The 22,489-nt window shown below is 51.4% G+C and carries 19 protein-coding genes; 10 read left to right on the forward strand and 9 right to left on the reverse strand.

Going from position 1 to position 22,489, the window contains the following annotated elements:
* Positions 1–87 precede the first annotated feature (87 nt).
* Positions 88–1,671: an L-aspartate oxidase gene (gene nadB / locus ABO04_RS01215; RefSeq protein WP_160808786.1), complete on the reverse strand. Its 1,584-nt coding sequence runs from the start codon at positions 1,669–1,671 to the stop codon at positions 88–90.
* A 249-nt stretch (positions 1,672–1,920) separates the two neighbouring features.
* Between nadB and ABO04_RS01220 the strand changes: the two genes are divergently transcribed.
* The 9 genes from ABO04_RS01220 to ABO04_RS01260 all read left to right on the forward strand — a co-directional run bounded on the left by ABO04_RS01220 (position 1,921) and on the right by ABO04_RS01260 (position 12,373).
* Positions 1,921–2,841, forward strand: a complete 921-nt coding sequence (locus ABO04_RS01220) for a branched-chain amino acid transaminase (RefSeq protein WP_160808787.1) — start codon at positions 1,921–1,923, stop codon at positions 2,839–2,841.
* A 24-nt stretch (positions 2,842–2,865) separates the two neighbouring features.
* Complete coding sequence (locus ABO04_RS01225; RefSeq protein WP_160808788.1) at positions 2,866–3,078, forward strand: zinc-finger domain-containing protein; 213 nt, start codon at positions 2,866–2,868, stop codon at positions 3,076–3,078.
* A 63-nt stretch (positions 3,079–3,141) separates the two neighbouring features.
* On the forward strand, positions 3,142–4,518 hold the full coding sequence (locus ABO04_RS01230) for a phosphomannomutase/phosphoglucomutase (protein ID WP_160808789.1): 1,377 nt from the start codon (positions 3,142–3,144) through the stop codon (positions 4,516–4,518).
* A gap of 48 nt (positions 4,519–4,566) precedes the next feature.
* A complete protein-coding gene (locus tag ABO04_RS01235; protein WP_160808790.1) occupies positions 4,567–6,177 on the forward strand; it encodes an NAD+ synthase in 1,611 nt (536 codons plus the stop codon).
* Between the two features lie 107 nt (positions 6,178–6,284).
* Positions 6,285–7,802: a M48 family metalloprotease gene (locus tag ABO04_RS01240; RefSeq protein WP_160808791.1), complete on the forward strand. Its 1,518-nt coding sequence runs from the start codon at positions 6,285–6,287 to the stop codon at positions 7,800–7,802.
* 240 nt (positions 7,803–8,042) lie between these two features.
* Complete coding sequence (locus ABO04_RS01245; RefSeq protein WP_240141361.1) at positions 8,043–9,095, forward strand: efflux RND transporter periplasmic adaptor subunit; 1,053 nt, start codon at positions 8,043–8,045, stop codon at positions 9,093–9,095.
* Positions 9,096–9,105: 10 nt separating this feature from the next.
* A complete protein-coding gene (locus tag ABO04_RS01250) occupies positions 9,106–9,861 on the forward strand; it encodes an ABC transporter ATP-binding protein (protein ID WP_160808793.1) in 756 nt (251 codons plus the stop codon).
* Positions 9,858–11,081 carry an ABC transporter permease gene (locus tag ABO04_RS01255; RefSeq protein ID WP_160808794.1) on the forward strand — a complete coding sequence of 408 codons (1,224 nt, stop codon included), beginning with the start codon at positions 9,858–9,860 and terminating at the stop codon, positions 11,079–11,081. Before ABO04_RS01250 ends, ABO04_RS01255 begins: the two co-directional genes overlap by 4 nt.
* Before the next feature lie 92 nt (positions 11,082–11,173).
* Positions 11,174–12,373, forward strand: a complete 1,200-nt coding sequence (locus ABO04_RS01260; RefSeq protein ID WP_160808795.1) for an ABC transporter permease — start codon at positions 11,174–11,176, stop codon at positions 12,371–12,373.
* 16 nt (positions 12,374–12,389) lie between these two features.
* Here ABO04_RS01260 and ABO04_RS01265 read toward each other — a convergent pair whose 3' ends face one another.
* The 3 genes from ABO04_RS01265 to ABO04_RS01275 all read right to left on the reverse strand — a co-directional run bounded on the left by ABO04_RS01265 (position 12,390) and on the right by ABO04_RS01275 (position 15,348).
* Complete coding sequence (locus ABO04_RS01265) at positions 12,390–12,914, reverse strand: cytochrome P460 family protein (protein WP_160808796.1); 525 nt, start codon at positions 12,912–12,914, stop codon at positions 12,390–12,392.
* Positions 12,915–13,354: 440 nt separating this feature from the next.
* Positions 13,355–14,632, reverse strand: a complete 1,278-nt coding sequence (locus tag ABO04_RS01270) for a cytochrome c (protein ID WP_160808797.1) — start codon at positions 14,630–14,632, stop codon at positions 13,355–13,357.
* Entirely contained in the window at positions 14,629–15,348 is a 720-nt protein-coding gene (locus ABO04_RS01275; protein WP_160808798.1) for a cytochrome c4, read from the reverse strand. The genes ABO04_RS01270 and ABO04_RS01275 overlap by 4 nt, the downstream gene beginning before the upstream one ends.
* 87 nt (positions 15,349–15,435) lie before the next feature.
* On the opposite strand from ABO04_RS01275, the gene ABO04_RS11970 reads away from it, so the two are divergent.
* Positions 15,436–15,861: a DUF3293 domain-containing protein gene (locus ABO04_RS11970; RefSeq protein ID WP_160808799.1), complete on the forward strand. Its 426-nt coding sequence runs from the start codon at positions 15,436–15,438 to the stop codon at positions 15,859–15,861.
* On the opposite strand, the gene ftsH is transcribed toward ABO04_RS11970, so the two are convergent.
* The 5 genes from ftsH to coaBC form a co-directional block, all read right to left on the reverse strand.
* Positions 15,853–17,685 (reverse strand): ATP-dependent zinc metalloprotease FtsH, encoded by a 1,833-nt coding sequence (ftsH, locus tag ABO04_RS01285; protein ID WP_345852744.1) that lies wholly within the window; start codon positions 17,683–17,685, stop codon positions 15,853–15,855. The two genes, ABO04_RS11970 and ftsH, sit on opposite strands and share 9 nt — an antisense overlap.
* 435 nt (positions 17,686–18,120) lie before the next feature.
* Positions 18,121–19,377 (reverse strand): putative Na+/H+ antiporter, encoded by a 1,257-nt coding sequence (locus ABO04_RS01290; protein WP_160808801.1) that lies wholly within the window; start codon positions 19,375–19,377, stop codon positions 18,121–18,123.
* A gap of 54 nt (positions 19,378–19,431) precedes the next feature.
* Positions 19,432–20,536, reverse strand: a protein-coding gene (gene prfB, locus ABO04_RS01295) for a peptide chain release factor 2 (RefSeq protein WP_160808802.1) whose coding sequence is annotated in 2 segments (ribosomal slippage) — positions 19,432–20,454 and positions 20,456–20,536 — 1,104 coding nt in all. Because the reading frame shifts where the segments join, the coding sequence is not laid out codon by codon here.
* A gap of 220 nt (positions 20,537–20,756) precedes the next feature.
* On the reverse strand, positions 20,757–21,206 hold the full coding sequence (dut, locus tag ABO04_RS01300; RefSeq protein WP_160808803.1) for a dUTP diphosphatase: 450 nt from the start codon (positions 21,204–21,206) through the stop codon (positions 20,757–20,759).
* Positions 21,206–22,420, reverse strand: coding sequence for a bifunctional phosphopantothenoylcysteine decarboxylase/phosphopantothenate--cysteine ligase CoaBC (gene coaBC / locus ABO04_RS01305; protein ID WP_160808920.1), 1,215 nt, complete (start codon positions 22,418–22,420; stop codon positions 21,206–21,208). Before coaBC ends, dut begins: the two co-directional genes overlap by 1 nt.
* Positions 22,421–22,489 lie beyond the last annotated feature (69 nt).

Below are 22,489 nucleotides of genomic sequence, written 5' to 3' on the forward strand. Positions count from 1 at the left end.
AGCGTTTGCAATTGATATCCCACGAGGACGCTTGAAAGTATCGGTTTTACGGCCCTGTGGGACTTGCTCTGAAATTCCCTAACCACATCACCGCGACAAGATTGTATCAGTGGCTCGCGGCAAGGCTTCCGGATAATCCTGGCTGTAGTGCAACCCGCGGCTTTCATGCCGCAGCATGGCGCTGCGAACGATCAGATCAGAAGCACACACCAGATTGCGCAGTTCAAGCAAATCACTGGTCACCCGGAAATTGGAGTAATATTCATCGATTTCCCCACTCAGCAATCTGATGCGATGCTGTGCCCGCTGCAGACGCTTGTTGGTGCGCACGATACCAACATAATTCCACATGAAACGGCGCAATTCATCCCAATTATGCGAAATAACCACTTCTTCATCCGCGTCCGTCACCCGGCTTTCATCCCAGTCTGGTAACGGTAGATCCGATACAAGGGCGCGCGTCAGAATATCCTCGACTGCCGAAAGACCGATGACCAGACATTCCAGCAAGGAATTGCTGGCCAGTCGGTTGGCACCGTGCAATCCAGTGTATGCGGTTTCACCAACAGCATACAGATTATCGAGATCAGTTCTTCCGCGCTGATCAGTCACGATGCCACCGCAGGTATAATGCGCGGCCGGAACGACAGGAATAGGTTCGCGCGTAATATCGATACCCAGTTCCAGACAGCGCTTGTAGATTGTAGGAAAATGCTGCACCAGAAAATCGGCTGGCTGATGTGATATATCCAGAAATACGCAGTCCAGTCCCCGTTTTTTCATTTCAAAATCGATCGCACGCGCTACGATGTCACGTGGAGCGAGTTCAGCCCGTTCATCATGTCCGGGCATGAAACGTTCTCCATCGGGTAATCTCAGTACACCCCCTTCCCCTCTCACCGCTTCAGTGATCAAAAAAGATTTTGCATGTGGATGATACAGACAAGTAGGGTGAAACTGGACAAATTCCATGTTGGCAACCCGACAGCCGGCACGCCACCCCATAGCAATACCGTCCCCGGTTGCCACATCGGGATTGGTGGTATACAGGTAGACCTTGCCGGCCCCACCAGTGGCCAGAACCGTATTTTGCGCCGCAATCGTGCGCACTTCCCCGGTATAGATATCAAGCACATAAGCACCATAGCAACGGTTATTGCCTCGGGCATGCGGGAGTTTTTCGCTGGTGATCAGATCGATTGCGATATGGCGCTCCAGCACGGTAATATTCGGGTGCTGGGCAACTTGCCGGGTGAGCGTGAGCTGTACCACCTTGCCGGTAGCATCATCAGAGTGAATGATGCGACGCACACTATGGCCACCTTCGCGCGTCAGGTGATAACCAGTTTCATTTTGATTATCCCGGGTGAAATGTACACCCCGGTCGATTAGCCACTGGATAGCTTGCGGGCCATGCCCGACGATATGGCGGGTCATTGCCTCGTTACACAAATCCGCCCCGGCAATCAGCGTATCGCGAACATGCGCTTCCAGCGAATCTTCAATCGAAAGCACGGCGGCAATGCCGCCTTGTGCCCAAGCGCTGGAACTGTCGTATAGTGTCCGTTTGGTAATCAGCGCGACCTTTCGAGTTTCTGCAAGATTCAGGGCGAGTGTCAGTCCGGCCAGACCGCTGCCGATAATCAGTGCATCGAAACGAGATGATTGCATGGATGGTGGTAATTACTCAGAAATAATTAAAGATAAAACATTTTCTGAAATTACCACATTTTTTGTCATGATTCCGTATCCATCCAAATGTGCCAGCGTTTCCATCAGCAAAAATACGCTAGAATACAGACAAAGGTTTCAGGGAAGATTAAACAGACTAAAATCCCGGCAGACGCAGGAAAAACAATTGCCCGACGCCGGCCACTTCCCGTTGTTCAATCCACAGATCTAATACAGGAGAGTTTCAGCATGTCGATGGCGGACCGTGACGGAGTTATCTGGTATGACGGAGAGATGGTTCCATGGCGTAATGCCACGACACATGTACTCACCCATACCCTGCATTATGGAATGGGTGTATTCGAGGGGTTGCGCGCCTACCAGACCAACCGGGGAACCGCCATCTTCCGTCTGCCCGAGCATACAGAACGCCTGTTCAATTCGGCACATGTCTTCAAAATGAAAATGTCTTTTGATCAGGCCACACTGATCCAGGCACAACTGGATGTTGTCCGGCAAAACAAGCTGGTCTCCGGCTATATCCGTCCAATCGTCTTTTATGGCTCGGAAGCCATGGGGTTATCCGCGAAAAACCTGTCCGTTCATATTGCCATCGCTGCCTGGTCATGGGGAACTTACCTGGGGGCCGATGCACTGAAAGATGGTATTCGCGTCAAGACTTCTTCATTCACGCGGCACCACGTCAATATCAACATGTGCCGTGCAAAATCGGTGTCCACCTATACCAACTCGATCCTGGCACATCAGGAAGTTGCACAGGATGGCTACCAGGAAGCCCTGCTGCTGGATGTGGATGGTTACGTTGCAGAGGGCTCCGGCGAAAATATTTTCATCATCAAAAAAGGCAAGATTTACACGCCTGATCTGACATCCTGTCTGGAAGGCATCACGCGTGCGACGGTCATTCAGCTGGCAGAAGAAGCCGGCATGGATGTCATTCAGAAACGAATTACGCGCGATGAAGTCTACTGTGCGGATGAAGCCTTCTTTACCGGCACGGCGGCAGAAATCACTCCGATTCGCGAGCTGGATTGCCGCACGATTGGCAATGGCAAACGCGGCCCGATCACCGAACAGCTGCAAACCTCATTTTTTGATTGCGTCAACGGCAAATCAGATAGACATGCCGACTGGCTGCATTACGTTTAATTGTTAAACCAGACTGAACCACCAATGAACACACTTTCTACCTATACCTATCCACAAGAAGTCGAAATCAGCTCGGATGATTTGCCACTGTACTGTCCGAATCCATTGATGGATACAAGAAGCTGGCACCCACGTGTTTTCCTCGAAATAGAAGCAACTGGCAAAGCCATGTGTCCCTATTGCGGCACACGTTACACTCTGGTCGGCACACCGGATCCGGATCACCATCACGCATGATATGGACAGATCTCCTTCCCGCCTGCTACCCATCATTTATCCGAACCGGAGAATCATCACTGCATGAGTAATATTGCACCTGAAATTTTCAAGGCTTATGACATTCGCGGCATTGTTGAAACAGTACTGACACCGGCAGCAGTAGAACGCATCGGCCACGCTATCGGTTCCGAGGCGCGTGAACGCCAGCTGACGGCCATTGCGGTGGGCCGTGATGGCCGCCTGTCCGGACCGGAGCTGGTACAGGCTCTCACGAATGGTATCCGCAAAAGTGGCGTCGATGTCATAGATGTAGGCATGGTCGCCACCCCCGTGCTGTATTACGCTGCACACGAGTTATGTCACTATTCGGGGGTGATGGTGACCGGCAGCCACAATCCGCCTGAATACAATGGCCTCAAAATCGTTCTGGGGGGTGAAACACTGGCAGCCGAAACCATCCAGGCATTGCGATTGCGTATTGAGCAGGACAACTTCCAATACGGACAGGGAAATTATCGACAACACGACATCGTCCCGGCCTATTGGCAACGCATCGTGGATGATGTCAAGCTTGTCAGACCAATCAAGATTGTGGTGGATAGCGGCAATGGTGTCACCGGTGCACTGGCGCCAGAATTGTATCGCCGATTGGGCTGTGAAGTGATCGAGCTGTTTTGTGATGTCGATGGCACATTTCCGAATCATCACCCTGATCCCTCAATACCGGAAAACCTGCAGGATGTCATCCACACCCTCGCCACCACTGATGCTGAAATCGGTTTTGCCTTTGATGGCGACGGTGATCGCCTGGGTGTTGTCACCAAAGACGGCAGTATCATTTTCCCGGATCGCCAGCTTATGTTGTTTGCCGCCGATGTGCTGTCCAGAAACCCTGGCAGCCAGATCATCTATGATGTCAAATGCACACGCACCCTGGCACCGTGGATCAAGCAGCATGGTGGCAAACCAATCATGTGGAAAACGGGGCATTCCTTCATCAAGGCCAAGATGAAGGAAACCGGCGCATTGCTGGCCGGTGAAATGAGCGGCCATATTTTCTTCAAGGAACGCTGGTATGGATTTGACGATGGCCTCTATGCCGGTGCACGTCTGCTGGAACTGCTTAGCAGGGAGGCTGATCCGGCTGTAGTACTGCATGCCCTGCCCGATACGATCAATACGCCCGAGCTGCAAATCATACTTAAAGAAGGTGAGAATCATGCCCTGATTGCCCAACTTCAGCGCAATGCAGATTTTCCTGAAGCCGAGCAGGTTATTACGATCGATGGCTTACGGGTGGAGTACAAGGATGGATTCGGTTTAATCCGGGCATCCAACACCACCCCGGTTGCGGTGCTGCGCTTCGAGGCAGATAATCAGGCGGCACTGGATCGTATTCAGCAGAATTTCCGTCGAATCATTCTACAAGCCAAGCCGGATGCAGTGCTGCCTTTCTGACCGAGCGTCAGCTGTTTACCTGCAGCACGGCCTGCATTTCCTTTTACCGTGAAAATCGCGCTTGCCCAGATCAACTGCACGGCAGGCGATCTGGACGGAAATCAACTCAAAATACTGCATGCCTGCCAGCAAGCCAGGGAAGCCGGTGCCGATCTGGTCATCACTCCAGAAATGGCGCTGTGTGGCCATCTCCCGGAAGATTGGCTGCTACGCAGGGAATTTGTGCAAGCCGGCCATCAGGCACTGCTGGAGCTTGCCGCACAGGTGCACGATGTCATGCTGACCGTCGGGCACTCTTATAGTCTGAATGGCAACCTGTTTAACGCTGTTTCCGTTATCCGGGATGGCCATCTGCTGACCACCTATTGTAAAAAACACCTGTCCACCGGTCAGCTGCTGGATGAACGCCGTTATTTCACTGCTGGTGAGTCACCTTGTACATTTGAGTGCAAAGGTACCCTTTTCGGACTGACGACTTTCTCTGATTATGCGCATTCAGCATATTTGCAGGCCTTACGTGCTACAGGCGCACAAGTTTTACTGGCGGTGGATGCATCACCCTACTCTATCGATGGCCAGATCGAGCGCCACCGGGCACTATTACGTGAAGGCATTACGCAAACCGGCCTGCCAGCTATTTATGTCAACCCGGTCGGCGGGCAAGATGAGCTGGTTTTCGAGGGCGCCTCGTTCGCGATGGAGCGCAATGGTACACTCGTTTGCCAGCTGGCAGCTTTCCAGGAAACACTCGGTTTGATCGAACTTCACAATCATCAACTCATCCCCGGGCAATATTCCGCTTTACCAGACCAGATCGAAGGCCTGTATTCAGCATTAAAAATGGGGTTGCACGATTTCATCACCAAAAACAGAATCCCGGGCGTATTGATCGGCTTGTCGGGCGGCGTCGATTCGGCACTGGTGCTGGCGATTGCAGTGGATGCGCTTGGGGCTGATCGGGTCAGTACTGTGATGATGCCCTCTCCTTATACCGCCGACATCAGCCTGCAAGATGCACAGACTATGGCGAACAATCTGGGCATACATCACATTACACTACCAATCAGCGCACTTTTCGAACAATTCCAGCAGACGTTGTGTCCTCAATTGCAGACCAGCACTACTTGCGCTACCCAAACTACCATGGAAAATCTGCAAGCTCGTATCCGCGGTACATTGCTGATGGCACTGGCCAACCAGTCCGGCAGACTGGTGCTGACAACGAGCAATAAATCCGAAACCGCAGTGGGTTACAGCACGTTATACGGCGATATGGCCGGTGGATTCTCGATCCTCAAGGATGTCAGTAAAACACGGGTTTACCAGTTGTGTCGTTACCGCAATGGCATTTCCCCCATCATCCCGCAACGCATCCTGCAACGTCCTCCTTCGGCTGAACTGCATCCTGATCAGACTGATCAGGACAGCCTTCCGCCGTATGACATACTGGATGCAATCATCACGGCCTATGTAGAAAACAATCTGTCAGCAGCAGAGATCATTGCCATGCACTATCCGGAAGAGATTGTCCGGCGCGTGCTACATATGATCCATTCCTGCGAATACAAACGTCGGCAGGCAGCACCTGGCATCCGGATCACTCGACGTGATTTCGGCCGATCATGGCGATTCCCGCTCACTTCCGGATTCCGGAAATGAGCGGCTCCACTATACTGGTGTTATCGTGCCCGCAACCGCAATTGCGATCTGTGACTATACAGAAGCGGGAACTGGAACTCATTCTGTTAGTGTCCGTCAAATGCAATATGAAATTTCACTACCTTCTCATCATTGTGCCCTTGCTGTTTCCAGCCCATATATTTGGGCAGGAGCTGCCCGATTTGGGGGATATTTCACAAGCCACGGTAACACCTCATCAGGAACGGCAAATCGGAATACAAATCATGCGCGAAATCCGTGCAGATTCCAGTTATCTGGACGATCCTGAGATTGCCGATTATCTGAGCCGACTGGGCTACCGGCTGATTTCCGCTGCCGGCCAGACACATCTGGACAATTCGTTCGAATTTTTTGCCATTGATGATTCCTCAATCAATGCGTTCGCGCTCCCCGGTGGATTCGTAGGGTTTCACAGCGGACTGATCACCGCTGCGCAAAACGAATCCGAGCTGGCGGGTGTCATGGCGCACGAAATCGCGCACGTCACCCAAAAGCATCTGGCCAGAATGATCTCCGGGAGCTCGTATCTGGGCATCCTCGGCTCGATCGCAGCACTGGCCATCGCGATCCTGGCTTCGCGTTCCAATCCCCAGGCCGGCCAGGCAGTCCTGGCTACCGCCCAGGCCAGCGCCATCCAGTCCCAATTGAACTTCACCCGTAAACATGAGAAGGAAGCGGATCGCGTCGGATTCAGCATGCTCGTCAAGGCAGGGTTCGATCCGCACGGCATGTCATCTTTCTTTGAACGGATGCAGCACGCCAGCCGCTACCATGAAAATGGCATCCCTTCGTATCTTATGACTCACCCGGTTACGCATGAACGCATCGCCGACATTCAGAACCGTACCCGGGAGCTAGGCTATCGACAAGTTCCGGACAGCTTAGAATTTCATCTGGTACGCGCCAAAATTCGTGCCTTCCGGGGCAATCCGGCTTCGATTGCCGGTGAATTCAGGGCACGTTTGCAGGATAAACGCTACATCAACGAAATTGCCGAACGATATGGCCTGATTCAGGCTTTATTACGCGCCAGACAATTCAAACAGGCCGATGAAGAATTAAACATACTTTACCGGATCATCCAGTCCGATTCTTCTGCGAAATCCCTGAAGGATCATCCCCTGGGAAAACCTGTCCAGGTAGAAGTTGATTATCTGCAATCCGCTGCCATGATCGAGACACTTGCTGCACGTGTTAAACTTGCTGGCGGACAGGTCGATGATGCCTTCAAATTGTACCAGGCTGCACTACAATCCTTTCCACATTACCGCGCACTGGTTTACGACTATGCCGATGCGCTGCTGAAGCACAAGGATGCACAAACTGCACTGAATTTCATCGACGGACAATCCCGCTTCATTCACGATGACATCCGGCTTTATCGACTGACAGCACAATGTCATGCTGCGTTGGGAAACGCCCTGCTGCAACACCAGGCGGAGGCCGAAGCACTGATCCGCGAAGGCAATCTCCGGGCGGCAATAGAACAGCTCCAGATCGCGCTGCGTCACAAGCATGATAATTTTTACCAGCTATCCAGCGTGGAAGCTCGCCTGAGCCAAATCAAAGAACTTGTATCTTCTTCTGAAGAAAAGAACAAATAAGTCTATCCAATGGCTTTCATCTTCTGCTAAAACGCTTCTACCCGGGATCTTCTGAATAAGCGCTGGCATGGTAGTCAGCGCAATACAGACCGTTTTGCAGAGGGCTCTAAAACTCAGCTACTTGACATTTCTCATATTGCGTCTATGTTCAGCTCACGCGTAAGAATCATCCTTTTCCTGATAATCCTGCCAGCCATCGTACTCTACGGATATTTTTCACTCCGGAACGAATCCGGCAAGATGCACTACAAAACACACGCAGTTGATCACGGAGATATTGCGCGCACGATTTCTGCCAACGGCACGCTCACTCCGCTGGAATTGGTTGATGTGGGCACACAAATTTCCGGCAGAGTGATCCAGCTGTTTGCAGACTTCAATGATCTGGTAAAAACCGGCCAGATCCTGGCAAAGCTGGATCCCGCACTGCTTGATGCACAGCTACAACAATCCAAGGCCAATCTGAAAAGTGCACAGACTGCGTTATCGGTCGCTATTAACAAGGCCAGACGCAGCCGTGACCTGGTTGAGAAAGGCTTCATCTCAAGAGAGGCAATGGATGATGCACAAGAACTGCTCGACTCGGCACAGGCGCAGGTTGTCGTCAACCAGGCGCAGATTGACCGCGACCGTACCAATCTGGATTACAGCATCATCCGTTCACCTGTTTCTGGCGTTGTCATTGCCCGTAACGTCAATATCGGGCAAACCGTCGCCGCCAATTTTCAGACACCTATTCTGTTTCAGATTGCACGTGATCTGAAACAAATGCAAATCGAGATCAGTGTAGTAGAAGCAGATATCGGCCAGATTCATGACGGCCAGTCCATGGTATTCACAGTAGATGCTTTTCAGGATCGTGAATTTCCCGCTGTAGTCAAACAGATACGGCTCAATCCCACCATCCAGGAAAACGTGGTGACTTACAGTGTTATTGCAACTGTTATCAATGAAGATGGCAGCCTGCTACCCGGCATGACCGCCAATGTACGTTTTATTGTCAACGAAAAATCCGGTGTGCTGCGCGTACCCAACGCTGCCCTGCGTTACAGACCCAGCCGGAAGGAATTCTCCGGAACCACCGAAACACAACTGCTTGGCCAGCGGCTGCTCTACCAGCTGAAAAATAACCGCCCGCTGCCGGTCAAAGTGATCACTGGCATTACAGATGGCAGCTTTACTGAAATTCTTTCAGGTGAACTCAAGGTCAATGATGAACTGATCATCGAGGAAACCAACAGCAACAAACAGGATAAACCAGGTGCCAGCAATTTCAGATTCAGAATGTTCTGATAAATCAGCAATGACGTTTTCAGATAATCCTCACCCTGTCGCAGGTGAACCATTAGTAGAGGTGGAAAATCTCTGCAAAATCTATCACTTTGGGAATCCCAGCGATTCTTCCCCCAGCCTGCAGGTGTTATTTGATATCAACCTGACGATACGGCGGGGAGAATTTGTAGCAGTCATGGGACATTCCGGCTCCGGAAAATCTACGTTAATGAATATACTCGGCTGCCTGGATACTCCCAGCCGTGGTCGCTACTGGCTGGCGGGACATGATGTCTCGACTCTTTCCAGCAATCAACTGGCCAGCGTGCGCAACCGGTTAATCGGTTTTGTTTTTCAGGGATTCAATCTGCTCAGACGCATGTCTGCACTGGATAATGTGGCCATCCCGTTACTATACGCCGGCTATAGCCGCGCTGAAAGCCGCGAACGGGCGATGTCGCTGCTGCAACAAACCGGGCTTGGCAATTTTGTCACGCACCAGCCCAGCCAGCTTTCCGGCGGACAGCAACAACGTGTTGCCATCAGCCGTGCTCTGATCAACCAGCCGCAGCTCATCCTTGCCGATGAGCCTACTGGCAACCTAGATACGCAAACCAGCTATGAAATTATGCAATTGTTTGATCGCCTCAACCGTGAAGAGGGCATTACCATCATTATTGTTACCCATGAAGAAGATATTGCCGCCTGGACGCATCGTCTGATCCGGCTCAAGGATGGTCGTATTATTGAAGATCATCCGATTGAAAAACCCGCTACCGCCCCATGAATTTACTGACCATCATCGGTGAAGCCACGCGGGCACTGCGGACCAACCACCTGCGCACCGCACTCACCATGCTTGGCATGATCATCGGCGTAGCGGCAGTGGTACTCATGCTTGCCATAGGACAAGGTGCACAAACCAGCATCAACAGTGCCATTGCCTCGATGGGCAGTCATCTGCTGATTGTCATGCCGGGAGCGACCTCTTCCGGCGGCGTACGCTGGGGTATCGGCAGCGTCAAAACACTGACAGTTCAGGATGCGCAAGCCATTGCAGAACTCCCCATGATCGATGCAACCGCCCCGGTTATTTCGGGTGCAGCACAGCTCAACTACAGTGCAAATAACTGGAGCACCATATTGACAGGCGTCACACCGGATTATTTTTCCATTAACAACTGGGAAATTGCCAGTGGCACAATCTTTTCCGAAGGGGATCTGCGCTCCGGCGCGCGCGTGGCCATTCTGGGACAAATCACCGCAGACAGCCTGTTTGGTAACGAGGATCCAACAGGAAAAATCATCCGGATCACAAACCGACCATTCACGGTTGTCGGCGTGCTCGCGCCCAAGGGTCAGAGCCTGAGCGGACGCGACCAGGATGACAATGTATTTATTCCGCTCACCACCGCGCAGAGACAGGTCATTGGCAGTCAGTTTCCCGACTCCATCAATTTCATGACAGTCCGGGCAAAATCCGAGGACAGCATGGAAGCAGCCGAGGCAGAGATCACCCATCTGCTTCGCCAGCGTCACCGCATCAGCAACCACATGGAAAATGATTTTACCGTTCGCAATCTGACCGCACTGGCCTCTGTGGCAAGCAGTACAGCCAAAATCATGGGCTGGATGCTGGGCGCAATCGCATCAGTCTCGCTACTGGTAGGTGGAATCGGTATCATGAACATCATGCTGGTATCCGTCACGGAACGTACCCGTGAAATTGGTATACGCATGGCCATCGGGGCGAATCAGCGCATGATCCTTACCCAGTTCTTGCTGGAATCCCTGATGATCTGCATTCTGGGCGGGCTCACCGGCATTGCCCTGGGAATCGGAGGTGCATGGCTGGCCAGCCAGATTGCCGGAATCGAGGTAGTCATCACACTCGGCACCATTGCTCTCGCCTTCTCGTTTGCCTTCATCACGGGTATTTTCTTCGGGCTGTACCCCGCCCGGAAAGCTGCCGCACTCAAACCTGTGGAAGCCTTGCGTCACGAATAACCCAGTATTCCATCCGGTTTAAAAACAGAGATCTGTGGCTTGCTTCTCGATCGCGATACAATCCCGATCATTCACTCACTGCAATTTCAAGAATGAACTTCGCCGAATCACTGAAATTTGCACTGCGCGCGCTGACAGCCTACCGGACACGCACCTTGCTGTCTGCATCCGGCATTGCCATCGGTATTGCCGCCGTGATCCTGCTGACGTCGATCGGTGCGGGTATCCAGCGTTTCGTGCTATCCGAATTCACCCAGTTCGGCACCAACATTGTCAACATTACACCCGGAAAAACGCGTACACGCGGTGCTTCAACCGGATCAATCGGCAGCGTACGTCTGTTGACAATCGAAGATTCACTCGCACTTAAATCATCCCGTCATGCGGTCTACACCAATGCAACCGTCACAGGAAATGCAGAAGTGCGCGGTAACGGCCGCAGCCGGCGTGTCACCGTCTATGGCCAGGGACCGGATTTTGACCGGGCATTCAATATGCACACCGCTATCGGGCAATTCCTGCCGGCGGATGATCCGCGCAATCCACGCGCATTTGCCGTGCTCGGAGCAAAAGTGCACAAGGAGCTGTACGGCAGTACCAATCCGCTTGGCTCGGTACTGCAGGTCGGCGGTTCGCGTTTCCGTATCATCGGTGTCATGGCCTCCAAGGGCCAGGTGCTGGGTTTCGATCTGGATGATACGGTATATATTCCCACTGCCCGGGCACTGGAGGTCTTCAACCGGGAAGGCGTGATGGAAGTCCAGGTAGTCTATCCACCCGCTACACCACTGGATGAGGTGATGAAAGACATCAAACGTATCATGGTTGAGCGGCACGGGCGCGAGGATTTTACGATTACACCCCAACAACAGATGCTCAGTACCTTGTCCACTGTGCTGAATGTACTCACCTTTGCCGTCGCGGTACTGGGAGGAATTTCATTGCTAGTGGGTGCGGTAGGAATGATTACGCTGATGCATATCACTGTCACAGAACGAATGGCCGAAATCGGATTGCTGAATGCCCTGGGAGCAACACCCATGCGTATCCGCATTCTATTTCTGCTGGAATCAACGATATTGTCAACGCTGGGTGGCGTGGTCGGATTGCTGACAGGATCCGGTATCGCGGGATTACTGGGAATACTAGCTCGCGATTTGCCCGTCAGCATCCCGTGGCACTATATTATCGCAGCACTGCTCCTGTCCGGAGTCATCGGGCTGGCGGCGGGCGTTATTCCCGCCATACGTGCAGCCCGTCTCAATCCGGTAGATGCTTTACGTGCAGAATAACAAGTCCAGCTGTTTTTCAGTGCCCTTTTACGTAATCCACCAGCTTCTGGAAAGAAAACAGATTATCCTGCTTCTGCAATGGATTATGGCATTGTGCACAACTCAGATCGTTATCCTTGGCCTTGCCTTCCGGATCATATAACGCAAATCCCCAGTTACCGGAGCGATCCTCGGCCTTAAAGGCTGCATCCCAATCTGCTTTCTTTTCCATGACGGCTACAGCCGCCAGTTTATCGATGACGAACAAACCATCTTCACCGGACTGGATTTTACCTTCGGCATCTTTCTTGGGCGCATAGATTTCCATGATCACAATCGAACCGGGAGCCGCCTCTTCACCCTGTTTGTAGCTATCCACAGCAACCTCGTTTGCATAAAACTTCGCCAGCTGTGTCTGATTGGCCCGATTGGCCGTGTCATACTGCGAAAAAGTCTGCGTATAATTTTCCGGAAATTTGACAAATTCCGGGTTTCCACCACCAAATGCATGGAACGATAGCGTTAAACCAACCAGCGCAGACAAACCTAAACTCGATTTCATTTTTTCTCTCCTTTTAAGAATCATCCTGCAAGCAGACCATCAGCAAACATAATCCGCCTTGCTTTTGAGTGGAAAACGAAACATGCGCGAAAAACACATATGAATTCCACTGACATTATCCCAAATAATCATCGGGGATGGGACACCTATGGACGCCGAACAAGCGATAAATAATGAATTGGCAGTGATTATCCTGGAAACCACAGCTGAATGCACTCTGTGTCGAGTTGGCCCGAGGAACTTCCCCCGAACCACTCACAGAACCGTACATAACACTTAGCGTACAAGACAAACTGGCCTTTGTCCAAAGGCAACGTCCTGGTCATCGTCACATTCGCTATTCCATCCGTTATAACTATCTGCTGGATAACCCTGTTGAGGTATTACCTGACCCAAGATTAAAAACATTTGTTCTGCCAAATATCTGATTGACAACAGCTTCAAAACTCATTCCCCCGGCTGGCGTCAACCTCTTCCGGACTGACCAGGCTGCCTAAATTTCCCCAGGTATTACGGATATAGGAAACCACCCAGGCAATTTCATTATCACGAATGATGTGCTGAAAAGGGGGCATGCCATAAGGACGCGGATTACCCGCCGTAACTGGAGGAAATCCTCCATACAGCACGCTGCGGATAGTATTGTGCGATGAGGTCATCGTAACATTGCGATTGCCCGCCAACGGTGGATAAATGCCTGGCACGCCCTCTCCTGATTTTCCATGACACTCCTGACAATGTTTTTCATACACGGGTTTCCCCAGTGCCAGGTATTTGCTGACGCGCTCCGGCATGGGCGAGGTTTTTTTAGGTGCTTCCTCACCACGCTTTTCACCCAGAGATTGCAGATAAACTGCCATGGCACGCATATCCTCCTTTGACAGATATTGCAGGCTTTGCCGGACAATCGTTGCCATCGGACCGGAAGTCACTGCATGATCAGTCACCCCGGTGGAAAGCAGTTTGGCAATCTCATCGACCGACCACTCTCCCATCCCGGCTTCCCGAGGAGAAATCAGTGATGGCGCATACCAGTAAGTGCCCATGATTTCGCCCCCCGCCAGTTTGTCATCCTGGCTTGCTCCCCATACGTTGCGAGGCGTATGGCAGGCATTACAGTGCCCCAACCCCTGCACCAGATAGTTGCCTCGATTCCATTCATCGCTTTGGGAACCGTCCGGTTCGTAGACACCTTCCTTGAAATACCAGGTGCGCCAGAGAAACAAGAGAAACTGGTTATCGTAAGGAGCGCTGATTTTATGCGGTGGATTGCTCTGCGCAATGGGTGACAATGAACGCAAATAGGCAAAAATTGCATCAGCATCCTGGCGCGTAACCTTCGTATATTCGGTATAGGGAAAAACCGGATACAGATAGCTGCCATCCCTGCCTTTGCCATAATGGAGCGCCTGCCAGAAATCTTCTTCACCCCAGCGACCAATACCTGTTTCATTATCCGGCGTAATGTTTGGAGAGACAAATTCTCCAAAAGGAGTTTTCAGCACCCGCCCACCGGCATAAGGTTTCCCTCCTCGGGTGGTATGACATCCCATGCAGTTGCCGGCACGCGCAAGATACGCTCCCCGTTGCGCCTGTTCTGTATCCGGATCTGCCGGAGGTTGACTGGCTGCGATAGACGATAGCGGCAGCAATGCGCTTGCTGCAAAAACTGCAATTTGTCGTTTCCCGACAAACTTGAATTTATTGGATGATTTCATTGAGTGAATCCCTCCCCGGACAAAATGGTATGACAACGCTGAGCAAGCTCCGGAGCCAGTTTTTCCGCTTCTGCAGGTTCACCTGTTACCGGCTGAGTAGGCAACCACATAGCCAGCGCATTGACTTCCTCCTGTGTCATCTTTTTGGCTATTTCAGACATACAATCCGGTGTTTGCCCGCGCATGACTCCACCATTACGCCAGCCGCCAAACTGAGCCGCCAGATAGGCATGCGGCAGACCCAGTAAACTTGGAATAAAGGGTTTCGTCCCTGTCAGTGCCTGGCCGTGACAAGCGCTACAAGCGGGAATGTCGCGGTCAGGATCACCCGAATGAATCAGCGTTTCTACTGCCTGTGTTTCCTCAGGTGACAGTGCAATCGCCGCCGGTTCCGGATAAGGGTATTTCAGGGAGGAGAAATAATGAGCGATTTCGAGCAGATACTCATCTGACAGGTTTTCCAGCAGAATTGCCATAGCCTGGTAGTACCGTCGTCCATCGCGAAAATTGCGTAACTGATTGAACAGATAACCAGCCGGCTTGCCCGCAATTCGCGGGTAATACGCATCTCGCCCTGCCCTGTCTTCATCACCATGGCAAATCGTACAGGGTTTTACACGCTGCTCCAGCGTATCGGATATCCGGGATGGTGCCAATTCCTGCGCATTGGCCAGACCAGAAGCTATCCACAGCAGGATAAAAATAATAAATTTCATTTACACTCAACCAATAAAAATAATCAGAAAGATTTGTACAATGAACGCTTTACCAAATTCCCATATGGAAATTCACATAAAAACACAGTGCCATCCACCCTTCCGGAAGAACTGATCGGTAAATATCTTGCCACACGGTATCAGGTGTGGATCGATACTTCTCTGGTTACCCTGCGGATTGGCTGTCAATCTGCGCCCCTGGCTGCATTGCTTCAACTCACTGACAGCTGGAATGCAGCATATATCACCGCTTGCAATCCAGCCAGCCAAGTGGTAGCCCCCGAAGAAAACCGATCTGCCATGGCCCGGTTATATGAAACACTTGCCAACCATTCAAATCACATATACCGGGGTGCAGGCATCGATCCTGCCGGGGAATGGCCTGCCGAAGAAAGCTTACTCGTGCTGGATATCAATCTCGCCATTGCTATAAAAATCGGCAGGGAATTTGGACAAAATGCTATCGTCTGGATGGATTCTGCCGCGATTCCCCGCTTGGTTTTGCTACGTTGAAGGATTTGTTTCTTCTGCAAGGATGCTGTGTTTCAACTCCAGCAGTTCCGGCTGATTCAACGTTTCAGTTTCCAGGAGTTGCTGTGCAGTCTGATCAAGCAACGCCCGGTTTTTATCCAGGATTTTGATAGCACGCTCAAGCGCCCGATCAAGTAGTGCACGCACTGCCTGATCAATCTTGTTGGCAGTCTCTTCGCTGTAATTACGACTTTGTGGCATGGGAAAATTGGGTTGCAGATAGGTCATTTGCTCTCGATCATAAACTACATTTCCAATTGCCTCACTCATGCCATAGCGTGAAACCATTGCACGAGCAATATCGGTAGCACGCGCCAGATCATCGGAAGCACCGGTGGAAATCTCATCGAACACCAGCTTTTCCGCTGCACGCCCACCTAATAATACTGCCATTTTATTTTCCAGTTCTTTGCGCGTCATAAGAAAACGATCCTCAGTGGGACGCTGAATGGTATAACCCAGCGCGCCGATTCCACGCGGAATGATTGAAACCTTATGTACTTCGTCCGAGCCAGGCAGAGCAAGTGCCACCATGGCATGGCCCAGTTCATGATAAGCAACGGTGCGCCTTTCATCAGGATTGAGCAGACGGTTACGTTTTTCCAGGCCGGCCACGATGCGCTCGATCGCGTTATTGAAATCATCCATGGCCACAGCTGCCGCCCCACGTCGGGTTGCCAGCAGCGCAGCTTCATTGATCAGGTTAGCCAGATCCGCACCTGTAAAACCGGGTGTCAGTGCAGCAATCTGTTCAGTATTAACATCGGATGCCAGCGTGACTTTGCTAATATGCACGGCAAGAATATCCTGACGGCCTTTTTTGTCAGGCCGATCCACCAGCACCTGACGATCGAAGCGCCCTGCACGCAGCAGGGCTGCATCCAAAATTTCAGGACGATTGGTAGCAGCAAGCAGAACAATTCCGCTGGAGGAATCGAATCCATCCAGCTCGGCCAGCAACTGGTTCAGCGTCTGTTCTTTTTCATCATGACCACCAAATCCACCTGCCCCGCGCGCGCGTCCCAGTGCGTCCAGTTCATCAATGAAAATGATAGCAGGCGCCATCTGGCGAGCTTGCTCAAACAGATCACGCACCCGTGCAGCGCCTACTCCAACGAACATTTCAACAAATTCCGATCCGGAAATTGAAAAAAATGGCACATGTGCTTCCCCGGCGACGGCCCGGGCCAGCAGGGTTTTACCGGTCCCCGGCGGGCCAACCAACAGTATGCCTTTAGGCGCCCGTCCGCCCAGTCGGCTGTATTCCTTTGGATTTTTAAGGAAATTGACGATCTCCATCAATTCTTCCTTGGCCTCATCCACTCCGGCAACATCGGCAAAGGTTACACTGGTTTCTTTTTCTACGTAAACCTTGGCACGACTTTTGCCAATCGACATCAAACCGCTTCCCATGATGCCTTTATTCATCCGCCGGATGATAAATAACCAGATACCAATAAAAATCGCCATCGGCACGATCCAGGAAAGCAGATCGCGCAACCAGGTACTTTGCACCACCCCGGTATAAGTAACACTATGCTTATCCAACATCTCCGCCAGATCCGATTCGACCCGGGTAGTGACGAATTCAGTAAATTTTTCACCACTCGTATCCTTGAGTTTGCCGAAAATCTGTTGATCTGTAATAGCCACTTCAGCTACTTTGTCTTGCTCCAGTAATGTCTGAAAGCGGCTGTAAGGAATCGGCTCGATTTTTGTATATTGCGTATAAAGATTCTGAATGAAGAGAACACTCAGTACCGCAACTAATACATACCAGAAATTGATCTGCGTCTTCTTGTCCACTGGTGACTGATTGTTCATGAACTCTCCTTTTCTGCTTTATTTTAATTTTTCAGCAATCAAGCTTGCAAGCTGGTAAACAGTACCCAGTTTAATTGATTTAGAGCCAGGAGGTGGTACAACCCCATTCTTTATCCAGCTTTCCGTTAAACAGTCCTGTCCCCCAGATTATCCTGGGTTTTTATGGAACAGGTGAGGATAAGAAATGTATCATTCCTCCATGATCTGTTCCATAAAAACCCGGAAATCAAATGAGATAACGGGTATCACAATTAGCAGTTACAAGGTTTTACGTGACAAAAAATGAAAAACAATCTCGTTCACACGATCAAAGATGTTTCGATTCCGCAAGCCAATCGGAGGAAGTTTATTCAGTTTGCTGCTCCTGGTAGTAGCATGGATTTATTTTCAGTCGCATCAGAGATATTAGAAGCTCGATTACAGCAACCGGAACGCCAGCGCGGCAACAAGAGTCGGAGCTGCTGCAGTCAGCAGCAGTCTGAGAGGGCGTACTGCCTGATCATCGAAATGATGACGCAGGATGGCCACCCCTGCCGGATTGGGAGCATTCGCAATGAGAGTCAGCCCACCTCCTGTCACCGCACCACTGACGAGGGCGTATTTGAGATCATCAGATAAGCCTTCAACCAGAGAACCCAGATAGGTCAGTGCCGCGTTATCGGTCACTGCAGTCAGCAGGGTTGCACCAAGAAACATCTGGTCGGTGGTCATACGCATCAACAACGGCTGCAGCCACCACTGTTGCTGACCGCCCAGCACCACCAGACCAGCCAGAAAAAAGGCAACCAGCAGACTTTCGCGCAAGATCAGACGATCCTGATAATGCTGATAAGCGTGGGCGATTCCCAGAAAAAACAGGAATAAACCCATAAATACGGCCAGATGATGAGAAAACATCACAACACCTGCCAGAAACGCCAAATGCACTCCTGCCAGCACTGGCGGTACAGCATCATGGTGCTTGTTACCGGTAACCGTTAACAGCCGCAGCTCTTCGCGAAACAGCAGCGTCACACCCAAGGCATTCACTCCTACGGCAATGGCTGCTTTCCAGCCGAAGGTCGTCAGCATGAAAGCCGTGTCCCAGCCCCACTTGCTCGCCACCATCAGAACAGGAGGTGCGGCAAAGTGTGTCAGCGTGCCTCCGATGGAAATATTCACAAACAGCACGGCCAGGATGGCGTACTTCATGTGTGCGGAAATCCCTTTTGCAAAAATATGTTCAGCCAGGATCAACGCTGCCAGCGTCATGGCGGCAGGCTCGGTGATGAACGAACCAATCAGAGGAATCAGAGTCAGGACGGTAAAGCAGAACCCCATGCTGCCCGGGAGAGGAATGAAGCGAGTGACTTGATGAACCGCAGCCATCACCGTCTGCAGGATTGGGCGGGTGCCCGCAATCACCATAATGGCAAAAACGAACATCGGTTCAGTGAAATTGCGGGAATCGACGTAATGTATCGCTGCGGTTTCACCTTCAACAATGAACAGAATCACCACCAACACCAACGCCCAAAAACCGAATACTATCTCCACCTCGCCCAGCAGATGCCACAGCCCGGCATGCGCAGGCTGAATACGCGCCAGACGCTTGAAGAGCCCGGTGCAGAATGTGTGCAGGATAGCAATAGCAAACAACCCCGCACCCACCAGTCCAATGAGGGTCGGTGTCATGTTTTATCCTGGAATATTAATCCGCATCATCGGCACACGCAGGCGGAACAAAGATCATATCCCTTGCTTGAGGCTGGCTTCGATGAATATATCCAGATCACCATCGAGCACGGCCTGGGTATTGCCAATCTCGATATTAGTGCGCAGATCTTTGATGCGGGATTGATCCAGCACGTAGGAGCGGATCTGGTGTCCCCAGGCGATGTCGGTTTTGGAATCCTCGATGGCCTGTTTGGTCTCGTTTCGTTTTCTCAGTTCTGCTTCATACAGACGGGATTTCAATACCGTCATAGCATCGGCACGGTTGCGATGCTGGGAACGGCCACTCTGGCATTGAACAACAATACCCGTTGGAATGTGCGTGATCCGGACAGCCGAGTCGGTTTTATTGATATGCTGCCCGCCCGCACCCGAAGCACGGTAGGTATCCACCCGCAGATCAGCCGGGTTGATGTCGATTTCGATGCTGTCATCCACTTCCGGGTAAACAAATACGCTGGCGAAGGACGTATGTCGCCGATTGCCCGAATCAAACGGAGATTTGCGCACCAATCGGTGTACACCAGTTTCTGTGCGCAGATAACCATAGGCATATTCACCACTTATCTTGAGTGTGGCACTCTTGATGCCTGCTACGTCACCCGGGGATTCTTCCAGCAGTTCCACTCCCAGACCACGCCGCTCACAGTAGCGCAGATACATTCTTTCCAGCATCGACGCCCAGTCCTGTGCTTCAGTTCCGCCTGAGCCAGACTGAATATCGACAAAACAGTTATTAGGATCCATGGGATTGGAAAACATCCGGCGGAACTCCATCTCGGCCAGCACCCGATCGAGTTTCGCGACATCATCCGCAATGCTTTGCAGGGTTTCTTCGTCGTTTTCCTCTTGGGCGATCTGCAGCAACTCATGTGTATCCCGCAGTTGGCGATCAACTGATTGCAGAGTGCATACGACATTCTCAAGGGATTTTTTCTCACGCCCCAGCTCTTGGGCGCGATCCGGATCATTCCAGATAGCGGGGTCTTCAGATTGGCGTTCCAGCTCTGTCAGCCGTATTTGCTTGGTATCGAAGTCAAAGATACCTCCGCAAATCAATATTTCTTTGCTTCATGCTTTCTAGCTGGTCGGTCATTACATTGATTTGTTCAGCTTCCATGACAGTGTCTCATCCAAAACTGGTGATTATACTGCAAGTCGAATCGGCACATATATTGGAGAGATCCAGTGCTGTTGCAATAACCGTGCAATGTATCTGAAGAAGGCTGGTGTTCCATTTCCGATCCACTGAACGGTCATTCTATCTATGAAAACTATTGATCCAAAGCTCAACATCAGGATCTGCCACATATTCCAATCAGCGGATTTTCAGCACAGACTCAATGTTTGCCGGTACTGCCAAATCCCTGTTCTCCGCGCGCGCTCGGCTGGAAAGCTTCCACAACATTAAACCGGGCCTGAATTACAGGAACGATGACCAGTTGTGCGATCCGCTCCATCGGATCGAGCATAAATCCAGTCTGATTCCGATTCCAGCAGGAAACCAGGATTTGCCCCTGATAATCCGAATCGATCAGCCCCACCAGATTGCCCAGCACGATGCCATGCTTGTGCCCCAGGCCAGAGCGCGGCAACACTACGGCGGCAAACCCAGGATCTGCTAGGTGAATGGCAATGCCGGAAGGAATCAGCAGCGTTTCCCCGGGACGAATTTCAGTTCTTTCATTGATACAGGCGCGCAAATCGATGCCAGCTGATCCTGGTGTGGCATAGCCGGGTACGCAGTCCATTAAACGCGAATCAAGCAGTCTGATATCAAACTGTTTCATTATGCAGATTTTCCTTTTTGTGTTTCATGAAGACGGGCGATATGCGCCATGATTATCCGGGCCTGTGCGTACTTGTCAGCCTGGGGCAAATAATGTGTTCCTTCTTCGTCCAGCAGTACCAGTGCACTTACATCTGCCCCGATTGCTTCAGCTGCATTATTGGCGATAATCAGCGGCAGCTTTTTCCGTCTTCGCTTTTCTTCCGCATACTGTTCAACCGCTTCTGTTTCTGCTGCAAATCCCACGCAGAACGGGGGTTCCGGCAAACTAGCGACATACTGTAGAATGTCCGGGTTGGGAATCAGCGTCAGCATCATGGCGGCTTCGGTTTTCTTTAGCTTGGAAGAATGGTATTCCGCCGGACGATAATCTGCAACCGCCGCCACACTGATGAAAATGTCACTGTTATCCACTTCCGCTTTCACCGCTGCGAACATTTCATCAGCACTGATAACGTGGATACATTTTTGTACCGGCGGAAGCGGTAAACCAACCGGACCGCATATCAGTGTGACTTGCGCACCTGCTGCAAGCGCTGCCTGCGCCATGGCGATACCCATTTTCCCGGAACTGCGATTGGTCAATCCCCTAACCACATCGATGGCTTCAAAAGTCGGTCCGGCGGTAATCAGCACTCGCTTTCCGGCAAGATATTCCAGCTGAAAGAAATGTTGAATCCGATGCAGTAGATTTTCCGGTTCAAGCATGCGTCCTGCCCCGGTTTCCCCACACGCCTGATAGCCGCTATCCGGTCCAAACACGGTAATACCATCCTGCCGCAAAATATCCAGATTGCGTCGCGTGGCTGCATTTTCCCACATCTGTAAATTCATCGCCGGCGCGATCAGTAACGGGCAGTTACGTGCCAGGCAAAGTGTGGAGAGCAGATCATCTGCCAGCCCATGTGCGATCTTGGCAATAAAATCTGCAGATGCCGGTGCAATCAGCAGCGCATCTGCTTCCCGGGACAAGCCGATATGTGCCATCCCGTTTGCCATATCCGCATCCCAAAGTGCAGTAAATACCTTGTTGCCCGTCAACGCCTGAAATGTAACTGCACCAATAAACCGGCAGGCCGATTCAGTCATCACGACCTGTACGTCAATACCTGCCTTGATCAGTAATCGGGCAAGTTCTGCAGCCTTGTAAGCAGCAATCCCACCAGTCACTCCCAGCAGCAAACGTTTTCCTGCAAATGCATCAACCAGCATCATATTAAGCAATAAATATTTAGGATTCAACAGGTTAAATTAATCCGCCAATACAAGGACAAAACAGCCATT

This window comes from Nitrosomonas sp. HPC101, from assembly GCF_009833125.1.
Taxonomy (GTDB): Bacteria; Pseudomonadota; Gammaproteobacteria; order Burkholderiales; family Nitrosomonadaceae; genus Nitrosomonas.